Source organism: Pseudoalteromonas sp. SW0106-04, from assembly GCF_001293805.1.
Lineage (GTDB): Bacteria > Pseudomonadota > Gammaproteobacteria > Enterobacterales > Alteromonadaceae > Pseudoalteromonas > Pseudoalteromonas ruthenica.
The window spans coordinates 57,684-79,311 of the sequence record NZ_BCAI01000011.1; the positions used below are offsets into that span (position 1 = coordinate 57,684).

The 21,628-nt window shown below is 48.9% G+C and carries 24 protein-coding genes; 22 read left to right on the forward strand and 2 right to left on the reverse strand.

The features are described from left to right. Positions 1 to 24: 24 nt before the first annotated feature. The 13 genes from flhF to W04_RS13170 all read left to right on the forward strand — a co-directional run bounded on the left by flhF (position 25) and on the right by W04_RS13170 (position 12,060). On the forward strand, positions 25 to 1,524 hold the full coding sequence (gene flhF, locus W04_RS13110; protein WP_053911141.1) for a flagellar biosynthesis protein FlhF: 1,500 nt from the start codon (positions 25 to 27) through the stop codon (positions 1,522 to 1,524). Continuing rightward, entirely contained in the window at positions 1,517 to 2,377 is an 861-nt protein-coding gene (locus W04_RS13115; RefSeq protein ID WP_022946906.1) for a MinD/ParA family protein, read from the forward strand. The genes flhF and W04_RS13115 overlap by 8 nt, the downstream gene beginning before the upstream one ends. A 15-nt stretch (positions 2,378 to 2,392) precedes the next feature. Continuing rightward, complete coding sequence (locus tag W04_RS13120) at positions 2,393 to 3,115, forward strand: RNA polymerase sigma factor FliA (protein ID WP_053911142.1); 723 nt, start codon at positions 2,393 to 2,395, stop codon at positions 3,113 to 3,115. A gap of 38 nt (positions 3,116 to 3,153) precedes the next feature. After that, on the forward strand, positions 3,154 to 3,537 hold the full coding sequence (gene cheY / locus W04_RS13125; protein WP_010560568.1) for a chemotaxis response regulator CheY: 384 nt from the start codon (positions 3,154 to 3,156) through the stop codon (positions 3,535 to 3,537). A 17-nt stretch (positions 3,538 to 3,554) separates the two neighbouring features. Beyond that, entirely contained in the window at positions 3,555 to 4,310 is a 756-nt protein-coding gene (locus W04_RS13130) for a protein phosphatase CheZ (RefSeq protein WP_022946904.1), read from the forward strand. A gap of 16 nt (positions 4,311 to 4,326) precedes the next feature. Next, positions 4,327 to 6,624, forward strand: a complete 2,298-nt coding sequence (locus tag W04_RS13135; RefSeq protein ID WP_053911143.1) for a chemotaxis protein CheA — start codon at positions 4,327 to 4,329, stop codon at positions 6,622 to 6,624. A 13-nt stretch (positions 6,625 to 6,637) separates the two neighbouring features. Further along, positions 6,638 to 7,771, forward strand: a complete 1,134-nt coding sequence (locus W04_RS13140; RefSeq protein WP_053911144.1) for a chemotaxis response regulator protein-glutamate methylesterase — start codon at positions 6,638 to 6,640, stop codon at positions 7,769 to 7,771. Next, positions 7,764 to 8,528, forward strand: coding sequence for a flagellar motor protein (locus tag W04_RS13145; RefSeq protein WP_045978608.1), 765 nt, complete (start codon positions 7,764 to 7,766; stop codon positions 8,526 to 8,528). The genes W04_RS13140 and W04_RS13145 overlap by 8 nt, the downstream gene beginning before the upstream one ends. A 1-nt stretch (position 8,529) precedes the next feature. After that, positions 8,530 to 9,510, forward strand: a complete 981-nt coding sequence (locus W04_RS13150) for an OmpA family protein (protein ID WP_053911205.1) — start codon at positions 8,530 to 8,532, stop codon at positions 9,508 to 9,510. Next, a complete protein-coding gene (locus tag W04_RS13155) occupies positions 9,510 to 10,292 on the forward strand; it encodes a ParA family protein (RefSeq protein ID WP_022946899.1) in 783 nt (260 codons plus the stop codon). Before W04_RS13150 ends, W04_RS13155 begins: the two co-directional genes overlap by 1 nt. Beyond that, positions 10,289 to 11,083: a chemotaxis protein CheW gene (locus W04_RS13160; protein ID WP_053911145.1), complete on the forward strand. Its 795-nt coding sequence runs from the start codon at positions 10,289 to 10,291 to the stop codon at positions 11,081 to 11,083. The genes W04_RS13155 and W04_RS13160 overlap by 4 nt, the downstream gene beginning before the upstream one ends. A 62-nt stretch (positions 11,084 to 11,145) precedes the next feature. Continuing rightward, positions 11,146 to 11,640, forward strand: a complete 495-nt coding sequence (locus W04_RS13165) for a chemotaxis protein CheW (protein ID WP_022944775.1) — start codon at positions 11,146 to 11,148, stop codon at positions 11,638 to 11,640. Between the two features lie 3 nt (positions 11,641 to 11,643). Then, positions 11,644 to 12,060 (forward strand): DUF2802 domain-containing protein, encoded by a 417-nt coding sequence (locus W04_RS13170; RefSeq protein WP_022944774.1) that lies wholly within the window; start codon positions 11,644 to 11,646, stop codon positions 12,058 to 12,060. Here W04_RS13170 and W04_RS13175 read toward each other — a convergent pair. Together W04_RS13175 and W04_RS13180 are read right to left on the reverse strand one after the other, a co-directional pair. Beyond that, on the reverse strand, positions 12,057 to 12,362 hold the full coding sequence (locus W04_RS13175) for an EscU/YscU/HrcU family type III secretion system export apparatus switch protein (protein WP_053911146.1): 306 nt from the start codon (positions 12,360 to 12,362) through the stop codon (positions 12,057 to 12,059). The genes W04_RS13170 and W04_RS13175 overlap by 4 nt on opposite strands. Position 12,363: 1 nt before the next feature. After that, positions 12,364 to 14,568, reverse strand: a complete 2,205-nt coding sequence (locus W04_RS13180; RefSeq protein WP_053911147.1) for a flagellar hook-length control protein FliK — start codon at positions 14,566 to 14,568, stop codon at positions 12,364 to 12,366. A 102-nt stretch (positions 14,569 to 14,670) separates the two neighbouring features. Here W04_RS13180 and ccmA point away from each other — a divergent pair, with 102 nt between their 5' ends. Genes ccmA through ccmI form a run of 9 tightly spaced genes read left to right on the forward strand, consistent with a single transcriptional unit; the run spans position 14,671 to position 21,621 of the window. Then, entirely contained in the window at positions 14,671 to 15,291 is a 621-nt protein-coding gene (gene ccmA / locus W04_RS13185; RefSeq protein ID WP_082342237.1) for a cytochrome c biogenesis heme-transporting ATPase CcmA, read from the forward strand. Beyond that, complete coding sequence (gene ccmB / locus W04_RS13190; RefSeq protein ID WP_022944770.1) at positions 15,291 to 15,977, forward strand: heme exporter protein CcmB; 687 nt, start codon at positions 15,291 to 15,293, stop codon at positions 15,975 to 15,977. Before ccmA ends, ccmB begins: the two co-directional genes overlap by 1 nt. A 1-nt stretch (position 15,978) precedes the next feature. Continuing rightward, positions 15,979 to 16,728 (forward strand): heme ABC transporter permease, encoded by a 750-nt coding sequence (locus W04_RS13195; RefSeq protein WP_022944769.1) that lies wholly within the window; start codon positions 15,979 to 15,981, stop codon positions 16,726 to 16,728. After that, positions 16,718 to 16,930, forward strand: coding sequence for a heme exporter protein CcmD (gene ccmD, locus W04_RS13200; protein ID WP_022944768.1), 213 nt, complete (start codon positions 16,718 to 16,720; stop codon positions 16,928 to 16,930). The genes W04_RS13195 and ccmD overlap by 11 nt, the downstream gene beginning before the upstream one ends. Further along, positions 16,927 to 17,406, forward strand: a complete 480-nt coding sequence (gene ccmE, locus W04_RS13205) for a cytochrome c maturation protein CcmE (RefSeq protein ID WP_022944767.1) — start codon at positions 16,927 to 16,929, stop codon at positions 17,404 to 17,406. Before ccmD ends, ccmE begins: the two co-directional genes overlap by 4 nt. Positions 17,407 to 17,409: 3 nt before the next feature. Next, positions 17,410 to 19,362, forward strand: coding sequence for a heme lyase CcmF/NrfE family subunit (locus W04_RS13210; protein ID WP_053911149.1), 1,953 nt, complete (start codon positions 17,410 to 17,412; stop codon positions 19,360 to 19,362). Continuing rightward, the gene (locus tag W04_RS13215; RefSeq protein ID WP_045979862.1) at positions 19,359 to 19,928 is read left to right on the forward strand and encodes a redoxin family protein; all 570 of its coding nucleotides are present in this window, start codon (positions 19,359 to 19,361) and stop codon (positions 19,926 to 19,928) included. Before W04_RS13210 ends, W04_RS13215 begins: the two co-directional genes overlap by 4 nt. Then, positions 19,925 to 20,386, forward strand: a complete 462-nt coding sequence (locus tag W04_RS13220; protein ID WP_022944764.1) for a cytochrome c-type biogenesis protein — start codon at positions 19,925 to 19,927, stop codon at positions 20,384 to 20,386. Before W04_RS13215 ends, W04_RS13220 begins: the two co-directional genes overlap by 4 nt. Further along, entirely contained in the window at positions 20,386 to 21,621 is a 1,236-nt protein-coding gene (gene ccmI / locus W04_RS13225) for a c-type cytochrome biogenesis protein CcmI (RefSeq protein ID WP_053911150.1), read from the forward strand. The genes W04_RS13220 and ccmI overlap by 1 nt, the downstream gene beginning before the upstream one ends. The last annotated feature ends 7 nt before the right edge of the window (positions 21,622 to 21,628 follow it).

A 21,628-nucleotide genomic window follows, 5' to 3' on the forward strand; every position in this document is an offset into this window, starting at 1 on the left:
AGCCGGTTGTGAGAGGGTAATATTATGAAAATCAAACGCTTTTTTGCTAAAGATATGCGTACAGCACTGAAAGAAGTAAAAGATGAGCTGGGTGTTGACGCGGTGATCATGTCGAACAAAAAGCTTGCAGATGGCGTTGAAATCGTTGCTGCTATTGACCATGAACGCCCAGCAGCCGCACCGAAAAGCGCTCCCCAGCAGCAAATGCAGCCGCGCGCCACTGAGCAGCGTATGGTACGCCCACAAACACGTACGCAACGTCCCGAGCCGCAAAGTCACAATGGTGTGGCTGATTCATTACAGGCGTTGTTAGAGCGTCAGAGCCCGAAACCAAAGAATGCTGCTCTCGCCGACATGTTTTCGCAATCAGGTATTGATATGAGCGCGCCTGAAGAGCCCGTTGAACAGCCTCGCCATCGCGCCGCGCCGGCCAATCACTATGCTCCGCAGCCAACGCTAGCAGAGCCAACTCAAGCCCGCGCTGCAGCGCAGTCCATGGGTGATGATTTAGACGGTGACGGTTTTGACGAGCTACATCGCCAGCCCAATGATTCTGTACAGCAAGAGGCCATGGACAGCGAAGAGATCAGTGCCATGCGCGATGAGATGAATGCCATTCGTCAGCTTCTTGAACATCAAGTATCCGGCTTATTACATCAGGACCGAGCGCGCCGCGATCCAACTCGTGCCTGCTTTATCGAGCGCTTGCAGGGCATGGGCATCGACACTGAAGTGGCTGAGCAGTTGGTGCGTTATGTACCAGACGATGTATCGCGCAAGCAGGCATGGAGTGCAGCCCTGGATATGGTGCAAAAGCAGCTACACACCACCAATAATGAGATTTTACGTCATGGCGGCGTCTATGCGTTAGTCGGCCCTACGGGCGTAGGCAAAACCACGACGGTTGCAAAACTGGCCGCATTAGGGGCGCAAAAATACGGCGCTGACAAGGTTGCGCTGATCACCACGGATACATACCGTATCGGTGCTTACGAGCAGCTAGCAACTTATGGACGCATCATTGGTTGCCCTGTGAAGCAAGTAAAAGATGCCAATGAATTGGCCGATGTGCTTTATCAATTACGCAATAAACGTCTAGTATTAATTGACACAGCGGGAATGAGCCAGCGCGATTTACGTTTAAGTGAGCAATTAAACACGCTCATGCGCAGTACGCGAGTCGATATTCGTAGTTATTTAGTGCTCAGTGCCACAGCACAACATGAAGTGCTTCAAGAGACCGTAAGGCACTTCCAAAAAGTTGACTTAAGTGGTTGTATTTTCACCAAACTTGATGAAAGTCTAAGTTTAGGCGAGATTATTAGTGTAGCGATTCAAAATCGCTTACCAATAGGGTATCTTACTAACGGTCAACGCGTTCCAGAAGATATTCGCGTTGCTAACTCAGAAAAAATGGTTAGAAAAGCTGAACAATTGTTTATCAAACGCCAAAAAACACAAAAATCAGCGGCACCAGCAGGGCGCCAAACAGTGGCGTCTCAGGCAGTAGGAATGTATGATTAACACAGTGCACGATCAAGCAAGTGGCCTTCGAAAAATGAATCAAAACAATAGCCAAGGCGTAAAAGTAATCGCCGTGACCGGTGGCAAAGGGGGCGTCGGTAAAACCAATGTCTCTTTGAATTTAGCTATTGCCATGGGTCAGCAAGGCAAACGTGTCTTAGTGTTAGATGCTGACCTAGGACTGGCAAACTGTGACGTTATGCTTGGTCTGCGTGTTGAAAAAAACCTTTCTCATGTTCTAAGTGGTGAGTGCGAACTGCGTGATATACTGGTAACTGGGCCTGCAGGCATTCGTATTGCTCCGGCAACATCGGGGTCACAGAGCATGGTTGAACTGAGTGCTGCAGAGCATGCAGGTTTAATCCGTGCGTTTAGCGAGCTCGATAACGACTTTGATGTCCTCATTGTCGACACCGCCGCCGGTATCTCCGATATGGTACTGAGCTTCTCGCGTGCTGCGCAAGATGTTGTGGTGGTGGTCTGTGATGAGCCAACCTCAATTACCGATGCCTATGCGTTGATCAAGGTGCTTAGTCGTGAACATGGCGTATACAAATTCAAAGTCGTTGCCAATATGGTACGCAGCCAGCGTGAAGGGCAAGACTTATTTGCCAAACTCTCCAAAGTAACCGACCGATTTTTAGATGTGGCGCTCGAATTAGTGGCCACCGTGCCCTATGATGAAAACATGCGAAAATCAACGCGTCGCCAGAAAGCCGTTGTGGAGTTATTCCCTAACTCACCCGCTTCGGTATCGTTGAAAAGTCTCGCTGGCAAGGCATTAAAGTGGCCAACCCCGAATCAACCATCGGGGCATTTGGAGTTCTTCATTGAAAAGCTGGTCAATAATTAACTGTTGTTCGGATTTATGAATAAAGTGGCTGGATATCAAGATCAATTACAATTAAACACTCTGGTCGAGCGCCATGCCGCGCTGGTCAAGCGTGTTGCATGTCATTTGCTGGCTCGACTGCCGGCGAGTGTGCAGCTCGATGATCTCATTCAGTCCGGCATGATTGGCCTCATTGAGGCATCAAAAACCTTTGACGCCAGTAAAGGCGCCAGTTTCGAGACGTTTGCTGGTATTCGTATTCGTGGTGCGATGCTTGATGAAGTACGACGAGGAGATTGGGCTCCACGATCGGTACATCGCAATAGCCGCGCTGTAGCTACCGCTGTACATGAATTAGAAACCTCCCTAGGTCGGGAACCAAAGGATGTTGAAGTAGCTGAAAAACTTGATATTTCGCTCGATGAATACCATCATATTTTAAACGATGTTAATTGCTCTAAAGTGCTCGGTATCGAAGACTTAGGTGTCGATGAAGATGTACTCACCCCGAGCTGTGAACAATCTCAAACGGGGCGGCCCTACATCAGCGTTCACAATGAACGCTTTAACCAAGCATTAGTAGCGGCAATTAATTCTCTCCCCGAGCGTGATGCATTGGTATTATCGTTGTATTATAACGATGAAATGAATTTAAAAGAAATTGGGCAAATACTGGACGTAAGTGAGTCCCGTGTGAGTCAGATACATGGTCAGGCAATGATTAAGCTCAAAGCGAAAGTCAATGACTGGGTCAATTAGTAGTAAGAATAAAGGTTCATACCTCACTGGAGGATACTTTGGATAAAAACATGAAAATTCTCGTGGTCGATGACTTTTCCACTATGAGAAGAATCATTAAAAACCTATTGCGTGATTTAGGCTTTACCAACGTGCAAGAAGCGGACGATGGTAGTACCGCGCTGCCCATGTTGCAAAACCAAGAGTTTGACTTTGTGGTTACCGATTGGAACATGCCAGGTATGCAGGGTATCGATTTGCTCCGTGCAATTCGCGCCGACGACAGCTTAAAGCACATTCCAGTACTGATGGTAACTGCAGAGGCGAAGAAAGAACAAATCATTGCCGCTGCCCAAGCTGGCGTGAACGGTTACATTGTTAAGCCCTTTACCGCAGCTACATTAAAAACCAAGCTGGATAAAGTATTTGAGCGCTTAGGTTAACCGAGAAGGAGAGGTTTATGTCAGCTCCCGCTGCACCTCACATTACCCTAGAGCAAGCCAAACAGCTTGTATCGTTTCTTGAGCAAGGTGAGCAGGAGAAAGCCGATCAGCTGATCCTCGATGCTGCTTCCAAGGAACAGTCCGAACTGTTTGCTGAGGTTGGCAAGTTGACGCGGCAGCTTCACGAGTCGTTGAAGAATTTCCAACTCGATACGCGCTTGAACGACCTCACGCAAGAAGCCATTCCCGATGCTAAGCAGCGTCTTAATTATGTGATGGAAATGACCGAGCAGGCGGCAAACAAAACCATGGATGCCGTGGAAGCCAGTTTGCCCATCGCTGAGCAGCTATCCACTGAACTACATCAAATTAAACCCATTTGGGATAAATTGATGCGTCGTGATCTCGAATTAGGTGAGTTCAAGCAGTTGTGTCATCAGCTCGATAGCTTTATGAACCGCTCTCAAGGCAGCACAGTGGAGCTGCACGATCTACTTAACAATGTGCTGATGGCGCAAGATTACCAAGATTTAACAGGGCAAGTAATTCGCCGCGTAATCGAGCTGGTGCGCGAGGTAGAAGACAGCCTTATTAATTTATTAACTGTGTTTGCGGGCAACGAAGGTGAAGAACCGGTGGTTGAACAACAAAAAGCAAAACCAGCTGTGAACGCAGAAGGTCCAGAAGGGCCAATTATAGACACAGAATCACGTGATGACGTGGTCTCAGGCCAAGATGAAGTAGACGACTTGTTGTCTAGTTTAGGCTTCTAAAGAGGAGAGCGGCTGCATGAGCTTTGAAGTAGATGAAGATATTTTACAGGACTTTTTAGTCGAAGCAGGTGAGATATTGGAGCAGCTCTCTGAGCAGTTAGTAGAGCTTGAAAATAACCCTGATGATAAAGACTTGCTCAACGCTATCTTCCGGGGCTTCCACACTGTTAAAGGGGGAGCTGGGTTTCTCGGCATGAATGAGTTGGTGGATGCCTGCCATGGTGCTGAGAATGTGTTTGATATTCTGCGCCAAGGTAAGCGCCAGGTTACTTCTGAACTGATGGACGTGATCCTGCAAGCGCTCGATACAATTAACGACATGTTTGCGCTTATTCAAGCACGAGAGCAGCCGCAACCTGCAGACCCTGAGTTACTTGCTGTATTGCATAAACTGAGCGAACCTGAATCCGAAGATGAGGCACCTATTGCAGTGCCTGAACCTGCCGCAACTCCCAGTGAACCTGTTGTTGAACCCGAACCCGTGCCTGAAAATGACGCATCAGGGGCCGATGATTTTGGCGATGATATTTTGTTCGATGCGCCAAGTGCTGGCAGTGACGAAGGCGAAGCGATTGATGAAATCACCGAAGATGAATTCGAAAGCTTGCTTGATGAATTGCACGGCCAAGGCAAAGGCCCGTCTGTGGGTGAAGGGTCAGCGGATGCTGGAGCATCCGGTAATGATGAAGATATTACCGATGATGAGTTTGACTCGCTACTAGACGAATTACATGGCGCAGGCAGCTTTGGTGCCATTAGCGATAATGGTTCCGCGCCGAGCGCCGACGAGCAGGGAGCTGCGCAGCAGAGTGCACCGACCGCTTCGGGCGAATCAGAGTCGGCCAGTGGTGATGATGAAGACATTACCGAAGATGAATTTGATGCGCTACTTGATGAGCTGCATGGTAAAGGCAATGCGCCTAAAGCAAGCTCGGCAGACGCTTCGCCAGCGCCCGTTGAAAAGCCTGCGGCGCCAGTAAGCCAAAGTAAAGCTAAAGATACACCGCCGGCAACGCCAGCGCCTAGTCAAGCACCGGCGGCCGCAAAACCAGCGCCAAGCACGGCTAAGGGGAGCACCCCGCCTAGCAGTGGGGATGCCAAAAAACCGGCACCTAAAGCCGCACCACCGCCACAAGCAGAAACGACAGTGCGTGTCGATACCAAACGACTAGATCAGATCATGAATATGGTGGGTGAGCTGGTATTGGTGCGTAATCGTCTTATTACCTTAGCGAATAATAACAACAGTGAAGCTATGGGTAAGGCTATCTCTAATCTTGACGTGGTCACCGCCGACTTACAAGGTGCGGTGATGGCAACTCGGATGCAGCCAATTAAGAAAGTATTTGGCCGCTTCCCACGTGTGGTACGTGACCTTGCCCGCAGCTTACAAAAAGATATTTCCTTGGTCCTTGAAGGGGAAGAGACTGATTTAGATAAAAACCTTGTCGAAGCCCTCGCTGACCCACTTGTGCACTTAGTACGTAACTCAGTGGACCATGGTATTGAGATGCCTGATGTTCGAGAAGCAGCAGGTAAACCTCGCACCGGTACGGTGCGCTTATCGGCTTCTCAAGAGGGCGACCACATTCTCCTGAGCATCCACGATGATGGCGCTGGGATGGATGCCGAAAAACTGAAGAAAATCGCTATTAGCAAAGGGGTTATTGATCACGACCAAGCCGCTCGGTTGAGTGACACGGAAGCCTATAACCTTATTTTTGCACCTGGATTCTCCACCAAAGAGGAAATTTCTGATATTTCTGGGCGTGGTGTGGGTATGGATGTGGTGAAAACCAAGATCAGCCAGCTTAACGGCACCATTAATATCGACTCACAGCTCGGTGTTGGTACCCGTCTAGATATCAAAGTACCGTTGACGCTTGCTATTTTGCCAACGCTGATGGTGATTGTTGGTGAACAAACCTTTGCTCTGCCATTGGCGGCTGTTAGTGAGATTTTCCACCTTGATTTGACCAAAACCAACATTGTTGATGGTCAGCTCACCATTATTGTGCGTGAAAAAGCTGTACCACTATTTTATTTAGAGCATTGGTTAGTCAAAGGTGCGGACCGCACTCAACGTAAAGCCGAAGGCCATGTCGTCATCGTTCAAATTGGTACTAAAAAGGTCGGCTTTGTGGTGGATTCGCTGATTGGTCAAGAGGAAGTAGTCATAAAGCCTCTGGATGCGCTGCTGCAAGGCACACCAGGTATGGCCGGGGCGACAATTACCTCAGACGGTGGCATAGCCTTAATTCTAGACGTGCCAAGCATGCTAAAACATTACGCTGGGCGCTCCAGCGTTAACTAAAATCGAGTATTAAATGGCTGTCAAAGTTCTAATAGTTGACGACTCAAGCTTTTTTCGTCGCCGGGTTACTGAAATTCTTGAAGGTGATGCCAATATCGAAGTCATTGACGCAGCTGTCAATGGCGCTGATGCGGTGGAAAAAGCAGTTAAGTTACGCCCAGATGTGATCACCATGGATGTGGAAATGCCAGTGTTAGATGGTATTTCTGCAGTGAAACAAATCATGGCGAAATCGCCAACACCTATTCTTATGTTTTCCTCACTGACGCGTGAAGGAGCCAGCGCCACACTGGATGCACTTGATGCTGGGGCATTGGATTTCTTACCGAAAAAGTTTGAAGATATCGCGCGCAACAACCAAGATGCGATTGAGATACTTAGACAAAAAGTGCGCGAGCTAGGACGCCGTCGCCTTTCGCGTTTTAATCGCCCAACGACATCGACAACGGCATCATCACCAGCGCGCCCCAGTGTCACGACACGCAGTTCAGCGCAACTTGATAGAAGCTTTAACCAAGGAGCGTCGACTCGGCCTCAAAGCGCCAGCCAATTCAAGCCCAGCGGCAAAAAGTACAAGCTAGTGGCTATCGGCACCTCTACCGGGGGGCCTGTGGCGCTGCAAACAATTCTGACCAAGCTGCCAGCCAATTTTCCTCATCCTATTTTGCTTATTCAGCATATGCCGGCGGCATTCACTCCTGCATTTGCGCAGCGTTTGAATAACCTTTGCAAAATCAAGGTGAAAGAAGCGCAACAGGGAGACCGTTTACAACCTGGAACAGCGTACCTTGCACCCGGTGGTCAGCAAATGATGTTTGATGGCCGCGCTCAACAGCAAACCCTGAAGGTATTTCAAGACGACAACCCAAGAATTACTTATAAACCTAGTGTTGATGTTACTTTTGCCAGTAGCGCAAAAGCATTCGGCGGTGATGTATTAGCCATTGTGCTGACCGGCATGGGTGCTGATGGTCGCGAAGGTGCGCGGATGCTTAAACAATCAGGCTCACGGGTTTGGGCACAAGACGAGCAGTCTTGTGTCGTGTATGGCATGCCGCAAGCGATAGCCAGCGCCGGTTTGCATGATCACCAAGTGGCTCTTGACGATGTTGCCGCGCATTTACTCAAGGAAGTCGGCTGTGGATAAACTTTCCATAATTGGCCTTGCTGTTGCCATTATCGCCATTACCTTAGGCTATAGCCTCGAGGGCGGTATGGTTTCAGGGCTGATTGATGGACCGGCATTGATCATTGTCCTTGGTGGCACTTTAGGTGCCGTGATGTTGCAATCGCAACTAGCGACCTTCAAAAAGGCCTTGGGAGTCTTTAAGTGGGTATTTGTTCCCCCTTTTTATGATACTCAAGCTGGGATTGAGCAAATTAAATCGTGGGCCAGTACCGCACGTCAAAAAGGATACCTGGCTCTTGAGGAACAAGCACTCGTAAGTGAAGATCCTTATGCCGCTAAAGGCTTAAGCTTGCTGATTGATGGCTCTCATGAGCAGCGCTTGCGTGACACCCTAGAAATCGAGCTTATGTTAGAGCGCGAGCGGTTGCTAGATGCAGCTCGGGTTTACGAGGCCATGGGAGGATATGCGCCGACCATTGGTATTTTAGGGGCTGTGCTCGGGCTCATTCAGGCGATGGCATACATTAGCGAACCCGATAAATTGGGTGCAGGGGTCGCCACCGCGTTTTTGGCCACGATTTATGGTGTGGGCTTTGCCAACTTGTTATTCCTGCCCGTTGCCAACAAGCTAAAGCAAGTGATTGAAGAAAAAATGCTCTATCATGAGCTCATCGCTGAGGGCATCATGGCAATGCAGCAGGGAGAGACACCCGCAAATATAGAGTTGAAACTCGAGGCTTACTGCGCTGAGCGCCATGTTAGTGCAGGGTACTAATATGATGCGTATTCGTCACCGCCGAGGTCATGTAAAGGAGTCGCAACACACCCACCGTTGGCTCGTTTCTTACGCTGACTATATGACCATTATGTTCGCCTTGTTTGTGGTCATGTACGCGATTGCTATTAATAAAAAAGATGAGGAGTTTGCTATTTTCTCGCAGACTTTGGAGCAATTTTTTGACCGTGCTACCCAAGTGACTCAACCCATATTAACTGAGCAGCAGCAATCCACAGGGGACGGTGTGTTGCAACAACCACTGCCTGTTAATGAGAATGTGTTAGAAGGTGAAAGTATTGTCAAAGAGCCTATTCGTGGCTCAAAGTTGATTCCAGAGCAAGCAGACGTGAGTCTGATCGAGCAAAAAGAGCTCGGAGAGCCTTTAGAAACTTTGTTAGATAAGTTAACTGGCACTTTGCTTAACGAAATTCGCCAAGGTGATGCACAGCTCCAACTGAATGAGAACTGGCTTACTATTGAGATGAGTTCGGGGCTGCTTTTTCCAAGCGCCAGCGCCACGGTGACGAATCGTGCCGAACAAGTGGTGGCTCGTATTGCTGAGATTATTTCGCCAATGCGCAATTACTTGCGTGTGCGTGGCTATACCGATGACCGCAGTATCAATAACGAAATGTTCCGCTCCAATTGGCAGTTATCAGCGGCCCGTGCAGCGGCCGTAGTCAAAGAGTTGCAAACCCTGGGCATAAACCCTGCGCGAATGGCGTTGGAAGGGTATGGACAGTACACCCCTTTTGCTGACAATGATACTGCCCAAGGGCGGGCGCAAAATCGTAAAGTGGTCATCGCAATTTCAAAGTTTGCCTTGCCACTGCAAGAGGCTTCGCAACAAGACGGTGCCGTTGAATCAGTTGAGCCCGCAGTGGAGCAAGAGCTGCCAAGCACTGACAATACAATAAAAATAATACAACTACCCCATGGCGGTATTCGTATTACGACGCGCAATGAGGAACAGCAATAATGAAGGTATGGACGGTCGCGAACCAAAAAGGCGGGGTGGGTAAAACCACCACAACGGTGTCTTTAGGTGGTCTATTGGCTGAACAAGGAAAGCGTGTCTTATTAATTGATACTGACCCTCACGCGTCGCTTACCTACTATTTTGGTATAGATTCAGAGGCCATCGAAGTGAGTGCTTACGATGTTTTCACTCGCGGTAAAAATATGGCGAGCGAGGAAATACTGCAATCGCTGTGTCCATCCGGTGTCGAAAATATTGATATTCTGCCTGCTACCATGGCCATTGCCACGCTTGATAGAAGCATGGGTAATAAAAACGGCATGGGGTTAATACTTAAAAAGGTATTAGCGAAAATCAGCGAACATTATGACTATGCCATTCTCGATTGTCCGCCGGTACTTGGGGTGTTAATGGTGAACGCGTTGGCAGCAAGCGAGCGCGTGCTCATACCTGTGCAAACTGAATTTCTTGCGCTCAAAGGACTAGATCGCATGATGCGCACCATGGAGCTGATGCAGCAAAGTGCACAAACCTATAGCTATCAATACACGGTGGTCGCGACTATGTATGATAAGCGCACCAATGCCTCTTTGGATGCATACAAAAAACTGCGCGCTACGTATCATGACAGTGTTTGGCCGGGCGTGATCCCCATTGATACCAAGTTTCGCGATGCCAGCCTTGCGCAGCAGGTGCCTAGTAAGCACTGTGCTAAGGCGCGAGGCGTACAAGCCTATCGTGCGCTGTTAGACTATTTGCAAAACAAGCAGGTGGATGCATGAGTGGCCCTAATGAAAAGGTGATGAAGGAGTACCTCAGCGCGCTACTTAAAGAAGAAGCAGAGCCTAGGCGGGTAGCTAAGCCGGTCATCACTGAATCCCCTGAGGCAAATAAACTTGAGCCACTTGAAAAGTTACTTGCGCAGGCAGAGCAGCAAGCACAGGCTCGCGAGCAACAGCAACAGCAACAGCAACAGCAACAGCAACAGCAACAGCAACAGCAACAGCAACAGCAACAGCAATCCAGTACGCACGTTGAGGATATTGCTCGGGCAATTAATAAGGCAAAACCTGCATCCTCTGGCACTCAGCTGCGCGCGCCACAGGCGGCGCGAGAAGAATATATGCAGGGCGAATTTCAGGCGCTGTTTTTTGACGTGGCTGGTTTGCTATTAGCAGTGCCTCTGAAATCTCTCGGTGGTATTCACCAGATTGGTGAAGTAAACCAATTATTCGGGAAACCACCTTGGTTTAAAGGGGTGATGTTAAACCGCGATGAAAAAGTTAGCCTTGTGGACACTGCCCGCTGGGTAATGCCAGAAAAATATGACAAAAACTTGGAACAGGCATTAAACTATAAGTATGTGATAATGCTTGGAGAATCTCAGTGGGGATTAGCCGCTGAGAATTTGATCAACAATGTAACCCTGAAAAGTGAAGACGTAAAGTGGCGACAAAGCCATGGTAAGCGTCCGTGGCTTGCTGGGGTTATAAAAGAAAAAATGTGTGCTTTAATTGATGTGGATAACCTGCAACTGCTTTTAGAGCAAGGGTTAGACAGTCAGGCTGAGTAATCAGGCACAAACTAATTGGTAACCAAGGCCGATTCATGACAGACGGCGTTATGGAGCTAAGTATGAGCGAAGAAAGAATAGTATCAGCGAAAGATGTAGACAGCAGTGATGAGGTACTGCAATGGGTCACCTTCCGGTTAGAGGAAGAGACCTATGGTATCAATGTGATGCAGGTACAAGAAGTACTTCGTTATACCGAAATCGCGCCCGTGCCCGGTGCACCCAGTTATGTCCTGGGTATTATTAACTTGCGGGGCAACGTGGTTACCGTGATTGATACCCGTTCACGCTTTGGGTTGGTTGACGCTGAAGTCACTGACAACTCTCGTATTGTGATCATCGAGGCGGAAAAGCAGGTTATTGGTATTTTGGTCGACTCGGTCGCTGAGGTGGTGTATCTGCGCAGCTCCGAAATCGACAGTGCGCCCAACATTGGCACAGAAGAGAGTGCTAAGTTTATCCAAGGGGTCTCAAACCGTGACGGTGAGTTACTGATTTTGGTGGATCTAAACAAACTACTCAGTGATGAAGAGTGGGACGAGTTAAGTAATATCTAAGTAATGAAAGACCCGAATCTGCTGTATATGATAGCCGCTAGCATAGTGTTATTGCTGGCGGTTTTAGTAATAGTGTTGTGGTTACGTACGTCGCAATTAGCGCGGCAAATGCGGGCGCTGCGACAAAACATGGATACTGAAAAACAGGCGTCATCACAAACGCAAATTTTGCGTGCGGAGGTCAGTGAGTTGCGCACAGCATTGGCAAATATGAGCAACCGTATTGGCCAAATTCAACAGCGCACCGAAGAAGTGGCGCAACAGCAAGACACTATTCGTGAAGCAGACCCGCAAGCGCGAATCTACTCTCGAGCAGTAAAAATGATTGAGCTAGGTGCGCCCATGGAAGAAGTCATGAGCGAATGTGAGCTACCTCGGGCAGAAGCTGAGTTACTGTTCTCACTGCATCAGAAAAATTAAGCTTTCACATTGAGCTTATTGCTAAAGTTCTGCCACCCAGGTGGAAATTTCCCACGTAATACATAGGAAAAGGCAATAAGCTCAGCAATCACATAATAAAGCTCTTTGGGGATTTCTTGGCCTTGATCGAGCTTTTCTAAGGTCTTCGCTAAATCAGCATCTTGGTGAATTAAGATGCCTTGTTCTTGCGCTGCTTCGATAATGTGCTCGGCTAACTCGCCAAACCCTTTGCTTGATACGGTTGGCGCACTGCCATGCTCGTAGAGCAGTCCAATGGCACTGCGTTGAGTCGATGATGTCATACTACACCTTTAAATTAACGATACTATGACGGCGATAAAACTGCCGCCACTGTTGTACTTGTTGTTCACTCACCTGCTCAACCTTAATGGGCGCAACACCGAGGCCGTGACTTTGCAGCTTGCGTCTTAGTGTTTCACTGTGTTCGTTGGCAAGGTGGTGCAAAGCCTGAGAGCTGGCGCGAAGTTCACAATTGAGGGTTTGCTTACACAAGTGCGCCTGCACACTGAGCTCTCCCAATTTCGGGTAGTCAAATTGCATACGCACAAACCACACGTCTTCGCCTTTACCTTGTTGGCTCTTTTCTTTGTAGCGACCAATACTTAGCTGCGTTTGTCCTGCTTCAGGTGGCAAGCGCATAGGTAAAAACAGCTGTACCAAAGGGTTAGAATCTTGCTGCGTTGTTAATTGTGGAGCGCTGGACTGTGGCGTCATACTTTGTTTAATGGCTGCCAAATCGCCGCCTAATGCTTGCGCTCCCGCACTTTGCAGTTGCTGTAATACTTGCTCAGCAGCAGACGCTGGCGCTTGCGGTGTTTGGGCTAAAAGTAGGTTTATCAGTGGCATCAAGGCGCTTTGGCTGTGAGGAGCCATGGTGCTTGGCAGCTGTTGCAGGCTCTGAGCGCCCAACAGTGATAGCAAAAGAGTATCGATTTGAGCTGTGACGCTTGCACGGTATTGGCTAATAGGCTGTGACCAAGGCTGCAATTGGGCTTGCAACTGATTGACTGTGTTGGCTGGCGGGGTATGCGGTCCAACCATTTTACTAAAAGCTTGATTGACGAGTTGCTGTAGATCTTTAGGCGCGTTTTGCACCAGAGTGTCTAGATTGGCAAGGTGATGGGTCAAGCTATGCTGTGCTGTGTAAGGCTTTATTAGTGGTGCCATTAACGCCTTACTGAGAGGCAAGGAGAGTACTTGTTGTGCCCCTGATACCGTTTCTGTAGCAGCCCCAGACACCAAGGTCGCTTTTACCGTGTGTTGCATCTGTGCGGTTAATGCTAATAGCGGCGATTGATTGCGAAGGGTATTAAGCAAGGCGCTCACCTCAACGCTTGGGTTTAATGGTTGCGCCATGGCGTTGTGTCTTGCCGCGCCATTAAAGGCGCTGAGAGACACCGGTTCAAGCTTTTTCGGCGTATCAAATAACACCGTACTCAGTAGTGGTTTTGCAGTACTTTGTAATAACTGCTGAGCACTTGCGAGTGAATTGATACTTGGCGCACTTCGCCCTTGCTGCCAAGACTGTAATTGTTGCTTAGCATGCTGCCATAACGAGGTGCTTGCTTTGTTCTCTGTTACCGGCCTATCACCGAGTTGCTGTGTTGCCGAGGAGGCAGTGGCGGTGCTTTGAGTGTCCACAATCACTTGTGGGCGGGCAACGTGTAAGTCAATACGCGGCAATTGCAGTTTGAGTTGTAACGCAGGTGATGTTGGCGCCCCCCCCAGGCTTGTTGTGAGGCCCTGAGTTGGCAGTTGAGCCGATACGGTTCGGTTTATCGGCAAGGTCAATATGGCTTTATTCGCTTGGCCACCGACCAGGTTGAGCTGAGCATGCTTGCCATCGGGACGTGGTAACAACTGCAAGTTCATCGGCGTCTTTAGCAGCATGGCAACGAGCTTTTGTTGGCTCATCGGCAGTGGTAATTGGCTCCCTCCACTAAGCGGTAAGTGGGCCTGAATCTTTCCTTTCACTAACTGAACGACCAAGGATGTCGGCGATGGCTGAGCATTAATTATCTCGGCACTGGATTTATTTAGATGCAAACTGGCATTAAGCGCCGGTATTGATAACGCTGCTTTGTCAGTTAATTGCACTGTTAGCGCCAAACGCGTTGGGCTTACAATTTGGCCCTGACCATTGCTTAAGGCTGCGCCAAGCAAACGCATTATATCCTGAGCGGAGCCAAGCGGCAGCGAGGTTTTGCTGGGCGTTAATTGCAGTTGTCCTTGAGCATTAAGTTGTACGGTGCCTTGCTCAATAGTTAATGGTAGCGGCCCCTTTGGTGCTGATTGCAGGGGAACCTCGAGGGTACGCCATTGACCTTGCAGCTGAACTTGCATTGTTGCTTTGTCAGCGCTGATATGAACATTTTTAACCGCCAAGGGCTGCTCAGTGGGCAGCGTGAGTGTCTTAGCCTGCTGCGTATCGCCAGCGATGCTCAGCGTTTGTGTGTGATGAATTAAAGGGGCAGATGGGCCCGACATATTACCCCCGAAACAAGATCAAAGTTTTGCCCGCAATTTTTCGCATTAGCATAGCATTATGGTAGACTATCGCCCAATTTTAAGCACTGAGAATGTCTGTTCGTGTTACACGTTGACGCAGTCACTTGCATTAAGCAAGAGCGATGCCTGTTTGAAGACCTTAGCTTTTCAATAAACGCTGGGGAGATCATGCAGTTAGAGGGGCCTAATGGGGCTGGGAAAACCTCTTTATTGCGCATTTTGGCGGGCTTTTCAGAGCCTATGCAAGGGCAAGTGCGCTTTATGCAAACGTGTATTCGCCGTGACTACGAAAACTATGCGCAACAAGTGTTGTTTATTGGCCATAAAACAGGTGTAAACACACAGTTAAATGCATTAGAAAATTGTCAGTTCTGGCTTGATACTCACGGACTGAAAACCGACCTCAATATTTATGATGTGCTGAGCAATCTTGGCTTAGTAGGACTAGAAGATGTTCCGGTGCGACAATTATCAGCTGGCCAACAGCGCCGTGTTGCATTGGCTCGGTTGTGGCTCAATGATGCCAAACTGTGGTTTTTAGATGAGCCATTCACTGCCGTAGATAAAAAAGGCGTGGCATTATTGCAACAGCGTTTCGCTCAGCATTTAGCCCAACAAGGGGCGATTTTACTCACCAGTCACCAAGATTTGACCGCACACTTTTCACACCTCAGTAAGTTGCAGTTGGAGTATCGCATTTAATGATTCAGCAGCACTCCTACTGGCGAGTTTGGGCCAGCGTATATAAAAAAGATGTGCGTCTTGCTTTTCGCCAGCGCAGCGATATTGTTAATCCGCTGCTGTTTTTCTTAATCGTGATTACACTGTTCCCACTTGGCGTAGGTCCTGAGCCAAACTTATTGGCACGTATGGCGCCGGGTATTATTTGGGTCGCTGCTTTACTAGCGACGATGTTGGGTCTGGATAAAATGTTCCGAGATGATTACCTAGATGGTACTTTGGAGCAGTTATTATTGTCGCCATTCCCTTTGTCGCTGAGTGTGTCGGCAAAAATTGCAGCGCATTGGACCATTACAGGCTTGCCAATGGTGTTATTAACACCACTGTTCGCATTACTAATGAATTTAGAAATGCAGGCCCTCAATGCAACGTTGTTAACGTTGCTTATCGGTACTCCATTATTAAGCTTGATCGGGGCGATCGGCGCGGGGTTAACCGTGGGTTTGCAAAAAGGGGGAGTGTTACTCAGTTTGTTGGTCTTACCGCTGTACATTCCCGTATTGATTTTTGCGACTTCCGCCATTGATACAGCCAGCATGTCGTTGGCGTATGGCGGTCAGCTCGCAATCTTAGGTGCATTTCTTACCGTCGCCATTGTGCTTGCGCCTATTGCCGTTTCATCAGCATTGAAAGTGAGTATTAACTAGTATGTGGAAGTGGTTACATCCCTATGCCAAGGCCGAGCGGGCCTACACGCTGTGTAACACACTGTTGCCGTTTTTTGCAGTGGTTACCGTGATATGCATGATCTTAGGTTGGGTTTGGGGGTTGGCTTATGCGCCGGCCGATTACCAACAAAAAGACAGCTATCGCATTATCTTCATTCATGTACCGTCGGCTATTTGGTCGATGGGTGCTTATTCGTCGATGGCCATTGCCGCCATCGTCGCGTTAGTATGGCAAATTCGCAATGCCCAACTGGCGGTGATTGCTATAGCGCCGGTGGGTGCGGCAATGACAGTGATCGCATTATTGACCGGCGCCGCGTGGGGTAAACCTATGTGGGGTACTTGGTGGGTATGGGATGCGCGCTTAACCTCAGAGCTCATCCTGTTGTTTTTATACCTAGGGGTCTTGTCTTTGTACCATGCCTTTGAGGACAAACGTGCTGGAGGCAAGGCAGCGTCTATTTTGGCCCTTGTCGGAGTGGTCAACTTACCCATTATTCACTTCTCAGTCGAGTGGTGGAATACCCTGCACCAGGGCTCAACCATTACCAAATTTGATACCTCTGCCATCGACCCAAGTATGTTTTGGCCGTTAATGGTTAATATTGTCGCTTTTGCTGGTTTTCTAGGCTGGGCAACGTTGATCCGTTTGAAAACGGAGCTGTTAAAAAGTGAACAACATCGACCATGGGTGAGAGCACTCGCCACAGGAGCAAAACATGGAGTTTAATAGTTTTTCTGAATTTCTCGCCATGGGTGGGTATGGCTTTTATGTATGGCTTTCCTTCGGCAGCTGTGCATTTATTTTGATTGCGCTTTTAGTGACCTCGCTATTAGAGAAACGTAACGTGCTCAAGCAGGTTGCCGCTCAAAGCGCACGAGAGCAACGTATTGAGAGGGCGAAACGCTCGCAGCAGGAGTCGTCACTATGAACCCAAGACGCAAAAAACGCTTAATCACCATTATTGCCTTATTACTCGGTTTATCATCGGCGGTGGGGCTTACTCTGTATGCGTTGCAAGAGAACATTAACCTTTTCTATACCCCCAGTGAGCTGATTGAAGGCAAGGGTAAAGATTTGGAAAAACCCAGTATTGGCCAAAAACTACGGATTGGCGGCATGGTGGTGCCAGGCTCAGTTAAGCGCGACGAAAACTCGCTATTTGTAGAGTTTAAACTGATCGACAGTGGCCCTATGGTTACCATCCGTTACAAAGGCATCTTGCCGGACTTATTCCGTGAAGGCCAAGGCATCGTAGCCCAGGGCACCTTAGTGCAGACCGATGTGGTTGAGGCATTCGAGGTACTCGCCAAGCACGATGAAGAGTACATGCCAGAGGAAGTGGCAGAAGCGGTGAAGGGTATCAAACACGAGAAACCTAAATACAATAGCAATTACGGCAACTAAATTATGATTCCAGAGCTCGGGTACTTTTCCCTAACCTTAGCAATGGTGCTGTGTGTACTGTTGTTTATATTTCCTTTGTGGGGTGCGCATACCGGTAATCTCAGGTTAATGCGTGCAGCTCCGTCGTTGGCCGTGGGCCAATTCATTTTTGTTCTGCTCTCTTTCGCGGCTCTTATTTACGCCAGTGTCACCGATGACTTTACTGTCGCCTACGTTGCTTACCACTCCAGTAGCACGCTACCTTGGTATTACAAAATAACCTCGACTTGGGGTGGCCATGAAGGCGCTATTTTATTATGGCTGGTCATGCAAGCGGGTTGGACAGCCGCAGTGGCGCTGATGTCTAAATCGTTGCCATGGCCGCTGCGGGCACGGGTGCTCGGCGTACTTGGGTTCTTAGCGGTTGGCTTTATGCTTTATACCTTATTGATGTCGAGCCCGTTTGAACGCTTATTACCTTACTTTCCAGTAGAAGGGCGCGATCTTAATCCTTTGCTGCAAGACCCTGGCATGATTATTCACCCGCCATTGCTGTATATGGGCTATGTGGGTTTATCTGTCTCTTTCTCATTTGCTATTGCCGCACTGTTGACCGGTCAGCTAGATAATTTGTGGGCCAAGTGGTCTCGTCCTTGGACGATGGCTGCCTGGGGCTTTTTGACTCTCGGTATCACTATTGGTAGCTGGTGGGCTTATGCTGAACTCGGCTGGGGGGGTTGGTGGTTCTGGGACCCAGTAGAGAACGCCTCACTGATGCCGTGGCTGGTGGCCACCGCATTATTGCACTCTTTGGCGACCACGGAAAAACGCGGCATCTTTAAGTCATGGACTGTGCTATTGGCCATCGCAGCGTTCTCGCTGAGCTTACTGGGTACCTTTATCGTGCGTTCAGGGATCATCGTCTCGGTGCACGCGTTCGCGTCAGACCCAGATCGCGGTATGTTTATTTTGGCGTTTTTAGCCATCGTCGTCGGTGGCGGCTTGTTGCTGTATGCTCTGCGTGCAGGGCAGGTACAAAGTGAGGGGCGTTACAGCCTATTCTCCCGTGAAGTGGCACTGTGGCTAAATAATATTTTATTGGTGGTGGCAACCCTTATTGTCCTGCTTGGTACTTTGCTTCCTATGGTGCATAAGGAGCTCGGCCTTGGCTCTATTTCCATTGGTGAACCGTTCTTCAATCAGATGTTCAGTTATTTAATTGTGCCTTTTGCCTTGCTATTAGGCGCCGCACCACTGCTACGCTGGAAGCAGAATAAGTTTAGCCAAGTGGCTCGTAAGTATGGCCTCGGGTTAGTCCTGACACTGATCGCGACAACGGTGTGGCTGTATAGCAGCTTCGATAACGTCAGTGCCTTGACGCTACTGGCCACCGGCCTTGGAGTGTGGGTGTTAATCATGAGCGCCCAAGACCTGTTGTTAAAAGTGTCACAAGCAAACAGTGTGGCCACTGGCATTAAGCGCCTCGGTCTGAGCTATTGGGCGATGCTGCTTGGCCATGTCGGTCTTGCCTTTGTCGTGATCTCGGTCACCCTAACATCGGCTTATTCCACCGAACGAGACGTGCGCGTTGAGCCCGGTGAACAAGTAGCTTTAGGCGGCTATGAATTCCGTTTTGATGGTGTGAAAGCCATTCGCGGCCCCAATTACAGCGGTCACGCTGGCGTCGTCACTGTGTTTGATGGCGATGAGGTGGAAGCCGTATTACATGCAGAAAAACGCCGCTATGACATCGGCATGCAGTTTATGACCGAAGCTGCGGTTGACCCAGGTTTTACTCGTGATTTATACCTGGCCCTTGGTGAGCAGCTCAGTGGTAATGCCTGGTCCTTACGCTTGTACCATAAACCTTATGTGCGGGTGATGTGGCTAGGTGGGATATTAATCTCCTTAGCTGGGTTTGTTGTGTTGTTCGATAGACGCTATCGCCGCCGCGTGCGTAAGGAAGGTCAGTCATGAGTAAAAAGTGGATAGTGATTACGCCGTTATTAGTTTTCGTGCTGTTATGCGGGTTTTTACTCAAAGGCCTTTTCTCGGATCCGCGCGAATTACAAAGCGGTCGCGTGAATCAGCCTTTGCCGGCCTTTGACTTGCCTGATCTCATGGATCCAGATAAACGCTGGACCAATGCCGACTTGCAAGGGCAAACCTATTTACTCAACGTTTGGGGCACTTGGTGTCCTACCTGCTTGGCGGAGCTGGGTTATTTGACCGAGTTGCGTGAGCAGGGAGTTAGTATTGTTGGTTTGTATTATGAGCAAGGCTACGATCCTGACTTTGACGGTCAATTTAACCTCGCTGCTTTGCAGCAAGAAGTGCGTGATATGTTGGCTCGTGCAGGCGACCCATATCAATTCAACATGCTTGATCTAGACCGCCAATTTCTTCTTGATTTAGGCGTTTCAGGCGCGCCCGAAACCTTCCTCATTAATAGCGAGGGGAAAGTGCTTGTGCATCATACCGGCGACATTAACCAACGTGTGTGGCGCGCTAAGTTCGCACCCTTAATGCAGGAGGCGCAATGAGATATTTACTATTAGCCATAGTCCTGATGTTGGCGCTGCCAGCACTTGCTGTGGAGGAAAAGTACGATTTTGCTAATGACGACCAAGCACAGCTGTTTTCAGAGCTAACCAAAGAGCTACGCTGTCCAAAGTGCCAAAATCAAAACATCGCTGACTCTGATGCCGTGGTGGCCAAAGATTTACGCGATAAAGTCGAAGAGCTCGTTAAAGAGGGTCAAAATAAAGACCAAGTGATTGATTATATGATTGATCGTTATGGTTACTTTGTGCACTATCAGCCGCCAGTCACCCCTGCGACCATTTTATTATGGATCTTGCCAGGGCTGATCGTTATTGCTGGCTTAGCTTTTATTGTTTTACGGCAAAAGAAAGCGGCGCAAAAAGCAAGTTGGTCAGCGGCCGATGAGCAAAAACTGCAGCAACTTATCAAGCAATATCAGCGTAAGGAGTCAGCGTAATGCTTACTATGTGGGGGGGCTTTGCTGCCCTGATTATTATTGCTTTAGCGTTTGTCTGCTGGCCGTTTTTTCGACGTTTTCAGGCACAGAGTAATTCAGGCGTGAATGCGCAGCGTATCGACATCTTCAATCAACGTCAGCAAGAGCTTGCAGACGAACTCGCCATGGAGCGCATCTCACAAAGCAGTTTTGACGAGTCCATGGTTGAGCTGAAGCGTCGTTTACTGAATGATTTATCACCTGAGCAACAGCTACATGGCCGAGGTAATAACCGTATTTTGGCGTTAACAGGGATGCTCTTTGTAGTGGTCCTTAGTGGCGTGTTTTACTACTTTACTGGCAGTTATCAGCAGCTAAAGAGCTGGGAGCAGGCTATTGAACAACTGCCTGAGTTAGGTGAGCGCGCGGTGATGGGCAAAGGTGAGCCATTGTCGGCCAACGAGCGACAAGCGTTATTACTCGGGCTTCGCACCCGCCTAGCACAAGACGGCGATGATGCCGTTGCCTGGCTAATGTTAGGACGCGTTGCTATGACCTTGGATGAGTTTGAAATGGCCACTCAAGCCTTTGATAAAGTATTGGCCATGGACCCAGACAACTTAGGCGCTAAAGTCAGCTACGCACAGGCGCTACTGGTTCGGGGTAACGATAGCAGTATGACGCAGGCGGCAAAGTTACTCTCGCAAGTGTTGCAGCAGCAGCCTCAAAACATGGATGCGATTTCCATGTTGGCGCTGATAGCCTATGAACGCCAAGATTGGCTTGAAGCAAAAAGTGCCTTTGAGCTTATTTTATCGTCCATGCGTCCAGACGACCCGCGTTATGCCATGGTGGCGCAGCGCATCGATGAAATCGCGCAACGCATTAGTCAATCGCAGCAAAGCTCAGGTGATGAAATAACGGTTGCTGTATCGCTTGGCGATAAAGTTAAAGATCGCATTCCCCATCAAGCCATTTTGTTTGTCTATGCTAAAGCTGCTTCCGGGCCGCCTATGCCTCTGGCAGTAAAGCGCTTTTCTGAATTTTCATTGCCAATGACGGTGACTTTATCGCAAGCGGATGCGATGATGGCGGAATTAACATTGGCTCAATTTGAGCAAGTGCAAATCATTGCTCGTATCTCCAAAGATGGTGATGTCGCCATTGCCAGCGGCGAATTACAAGGACAGTCTGGTGTGATTGACCAGCAGCAACAGAAGCAAGTGGACGTGCTTATCGACACTTTGATTCAGTAGGAAGTGA

Excerpts from the sequence above, each read along its gene's own strand:
- W04_RS13140 (WP_053911144.1), top strand. The coding sequence starts at position 6,638 with ATGGCTGTCAAAGTTCTAATAGTTGACGACTCAAGCTTTTTTCGTCGC.
- W04_RS13160 (WP_053911145.1), top strand. The coding sequence starts at position 10,289 with ATGAGTGGCCCTAATGAAAAGGTGATGAAGGAGTACCTCAGCGCGCTA.
- W04_RS13130 (WP_022946904.1), top strand. The coding sequence starts at position 3,555 with ATGTCAGCTCCCGCTGCACCTCACATTACCCTAGAGCAAGCCAAACAG.
- W04_RS13195 (WP_022944769.1), top strand. The coding sequence starts at position 15,979 with ATGTGGAAGTGGTTACATCCCTATGCCAAGGCCGAGCGGGCCTACACG.
- W04_RS13115 (WP_022946906.1), top strand. The coding sequence starts at position 1,517 with ATGATTAACACAGTGCACGATCAAGCAAGTGGCCTTCGAAAAATGAAT.
- W04_RS13165 (WP_022944775.1), top strand. The coding sequence starts at position 11,146 with ATGAGCGAAGAAAGAATAGTATCAGCGAAAGATGTAGACAGCAGTGAT.
- W04_RS13180 (WP_053911147.1), bottom strand. The coding sequence starts at position 14,568 with ATGTCGGGCCCATCTGCCCCTTTAATTCATCACACACAAACGCTGAGC.
- W04_RS13155 (WP_022946899.1), top strand. The coding sequence starts at position 9,510 with ATGAAGGTATGGACGGTCGCGAACCAAAAAGGCGGGGTGGGTAAAACC.
- W04_RS13150 (WP_053911205.1), top strand. The coding sequence starts at position 8,530 with ATGATGCGTATTCGTCACCGCCGAGGTCATGTAAAGGAGTCGCAACAC.
- ccmI (WP_053911150.1), top strand. The coding sequence starts at position 20,386 with ATGCTTACTATGTGGGGGGGCTTTGCTGCCCTGATTATTATTGCTTTA.
- W04_RS13220 (WP_022944764.1), top strand. The coding sequence starts at position 19,925 with ATGAGATATTTACTATTAGCCATAGTCCTGATGTTGGCGCTGCCAGCA.
- W04_RS13210 (WP_053911149.1), top strand. The coding sequence starts at position 17,410 with ATGATTCCAGAGCTCGGGTACTTTTCCCTAACCTTAGCAATGGTGCTG.
- W04_RS13215 (WP_045979862.1), top strand. The coding sequence starts at position 19,359 with ATGAGTAAAAAGTGGATAGTGATTACGCCGTTATTAGTTTTCGTGCTG.
- ccmB (WP_022944770.1), top strand. The coding sequence starts at position 15,291 with ATGATTCAGCAGCACTCCTACTGGCGAGTTTGGGCCAGCGTATATAAA.
- W04_RS13175 (WP_053911146.1), bottom strand. The coding sequence starts at position 12,362 with ATGACATCATCGACTCAACGCAGTGCCATTGGACTGCTCTACGAGCAT.
- ccmE (WP_022944767.1), top strand. The coding sequence starts at position 16,927 with ATGAACCCAAGACGCAAAAAACGCTTAATCACCATTATTGCCTTATTA.
- W04_RS13120 (WP_053911142.1), top strand. The coding sequence starts at position 2,393 with ATGAATAAAGTGGCTGGATATCAAGATCAATTACAATTAAACACTCTG.
- W04_RS13170 (WP_022944774.1), top strand. The coding sequence starts at position 11,644 with ATGAAAGACCCGAATCTGCTGTATATGATAGCCGCTAGCATAGTGTTA.
- W04_RS13135 (WP_053911143.1), top strand. The coding sequence starts at position 4,327 with ATGAGCTTTGAAGTAGATGAAGATATTTTACAGGACTTTTTAGTCGAA.
- ccmD (WP_022944768.1), top strand. The coding sequence starts at position 16,718 with ATGGAGTTTAATAGTTTTTCTGAATTTCTCGCCATGGGTGGGTATGGC.
- flhF (WP_053911141.1), top strand. The coding sequence starts at position 25 with ATGAAAATCAAACGCTTTTTTGCTAAAGATATGCGTACAGCACTGAAA.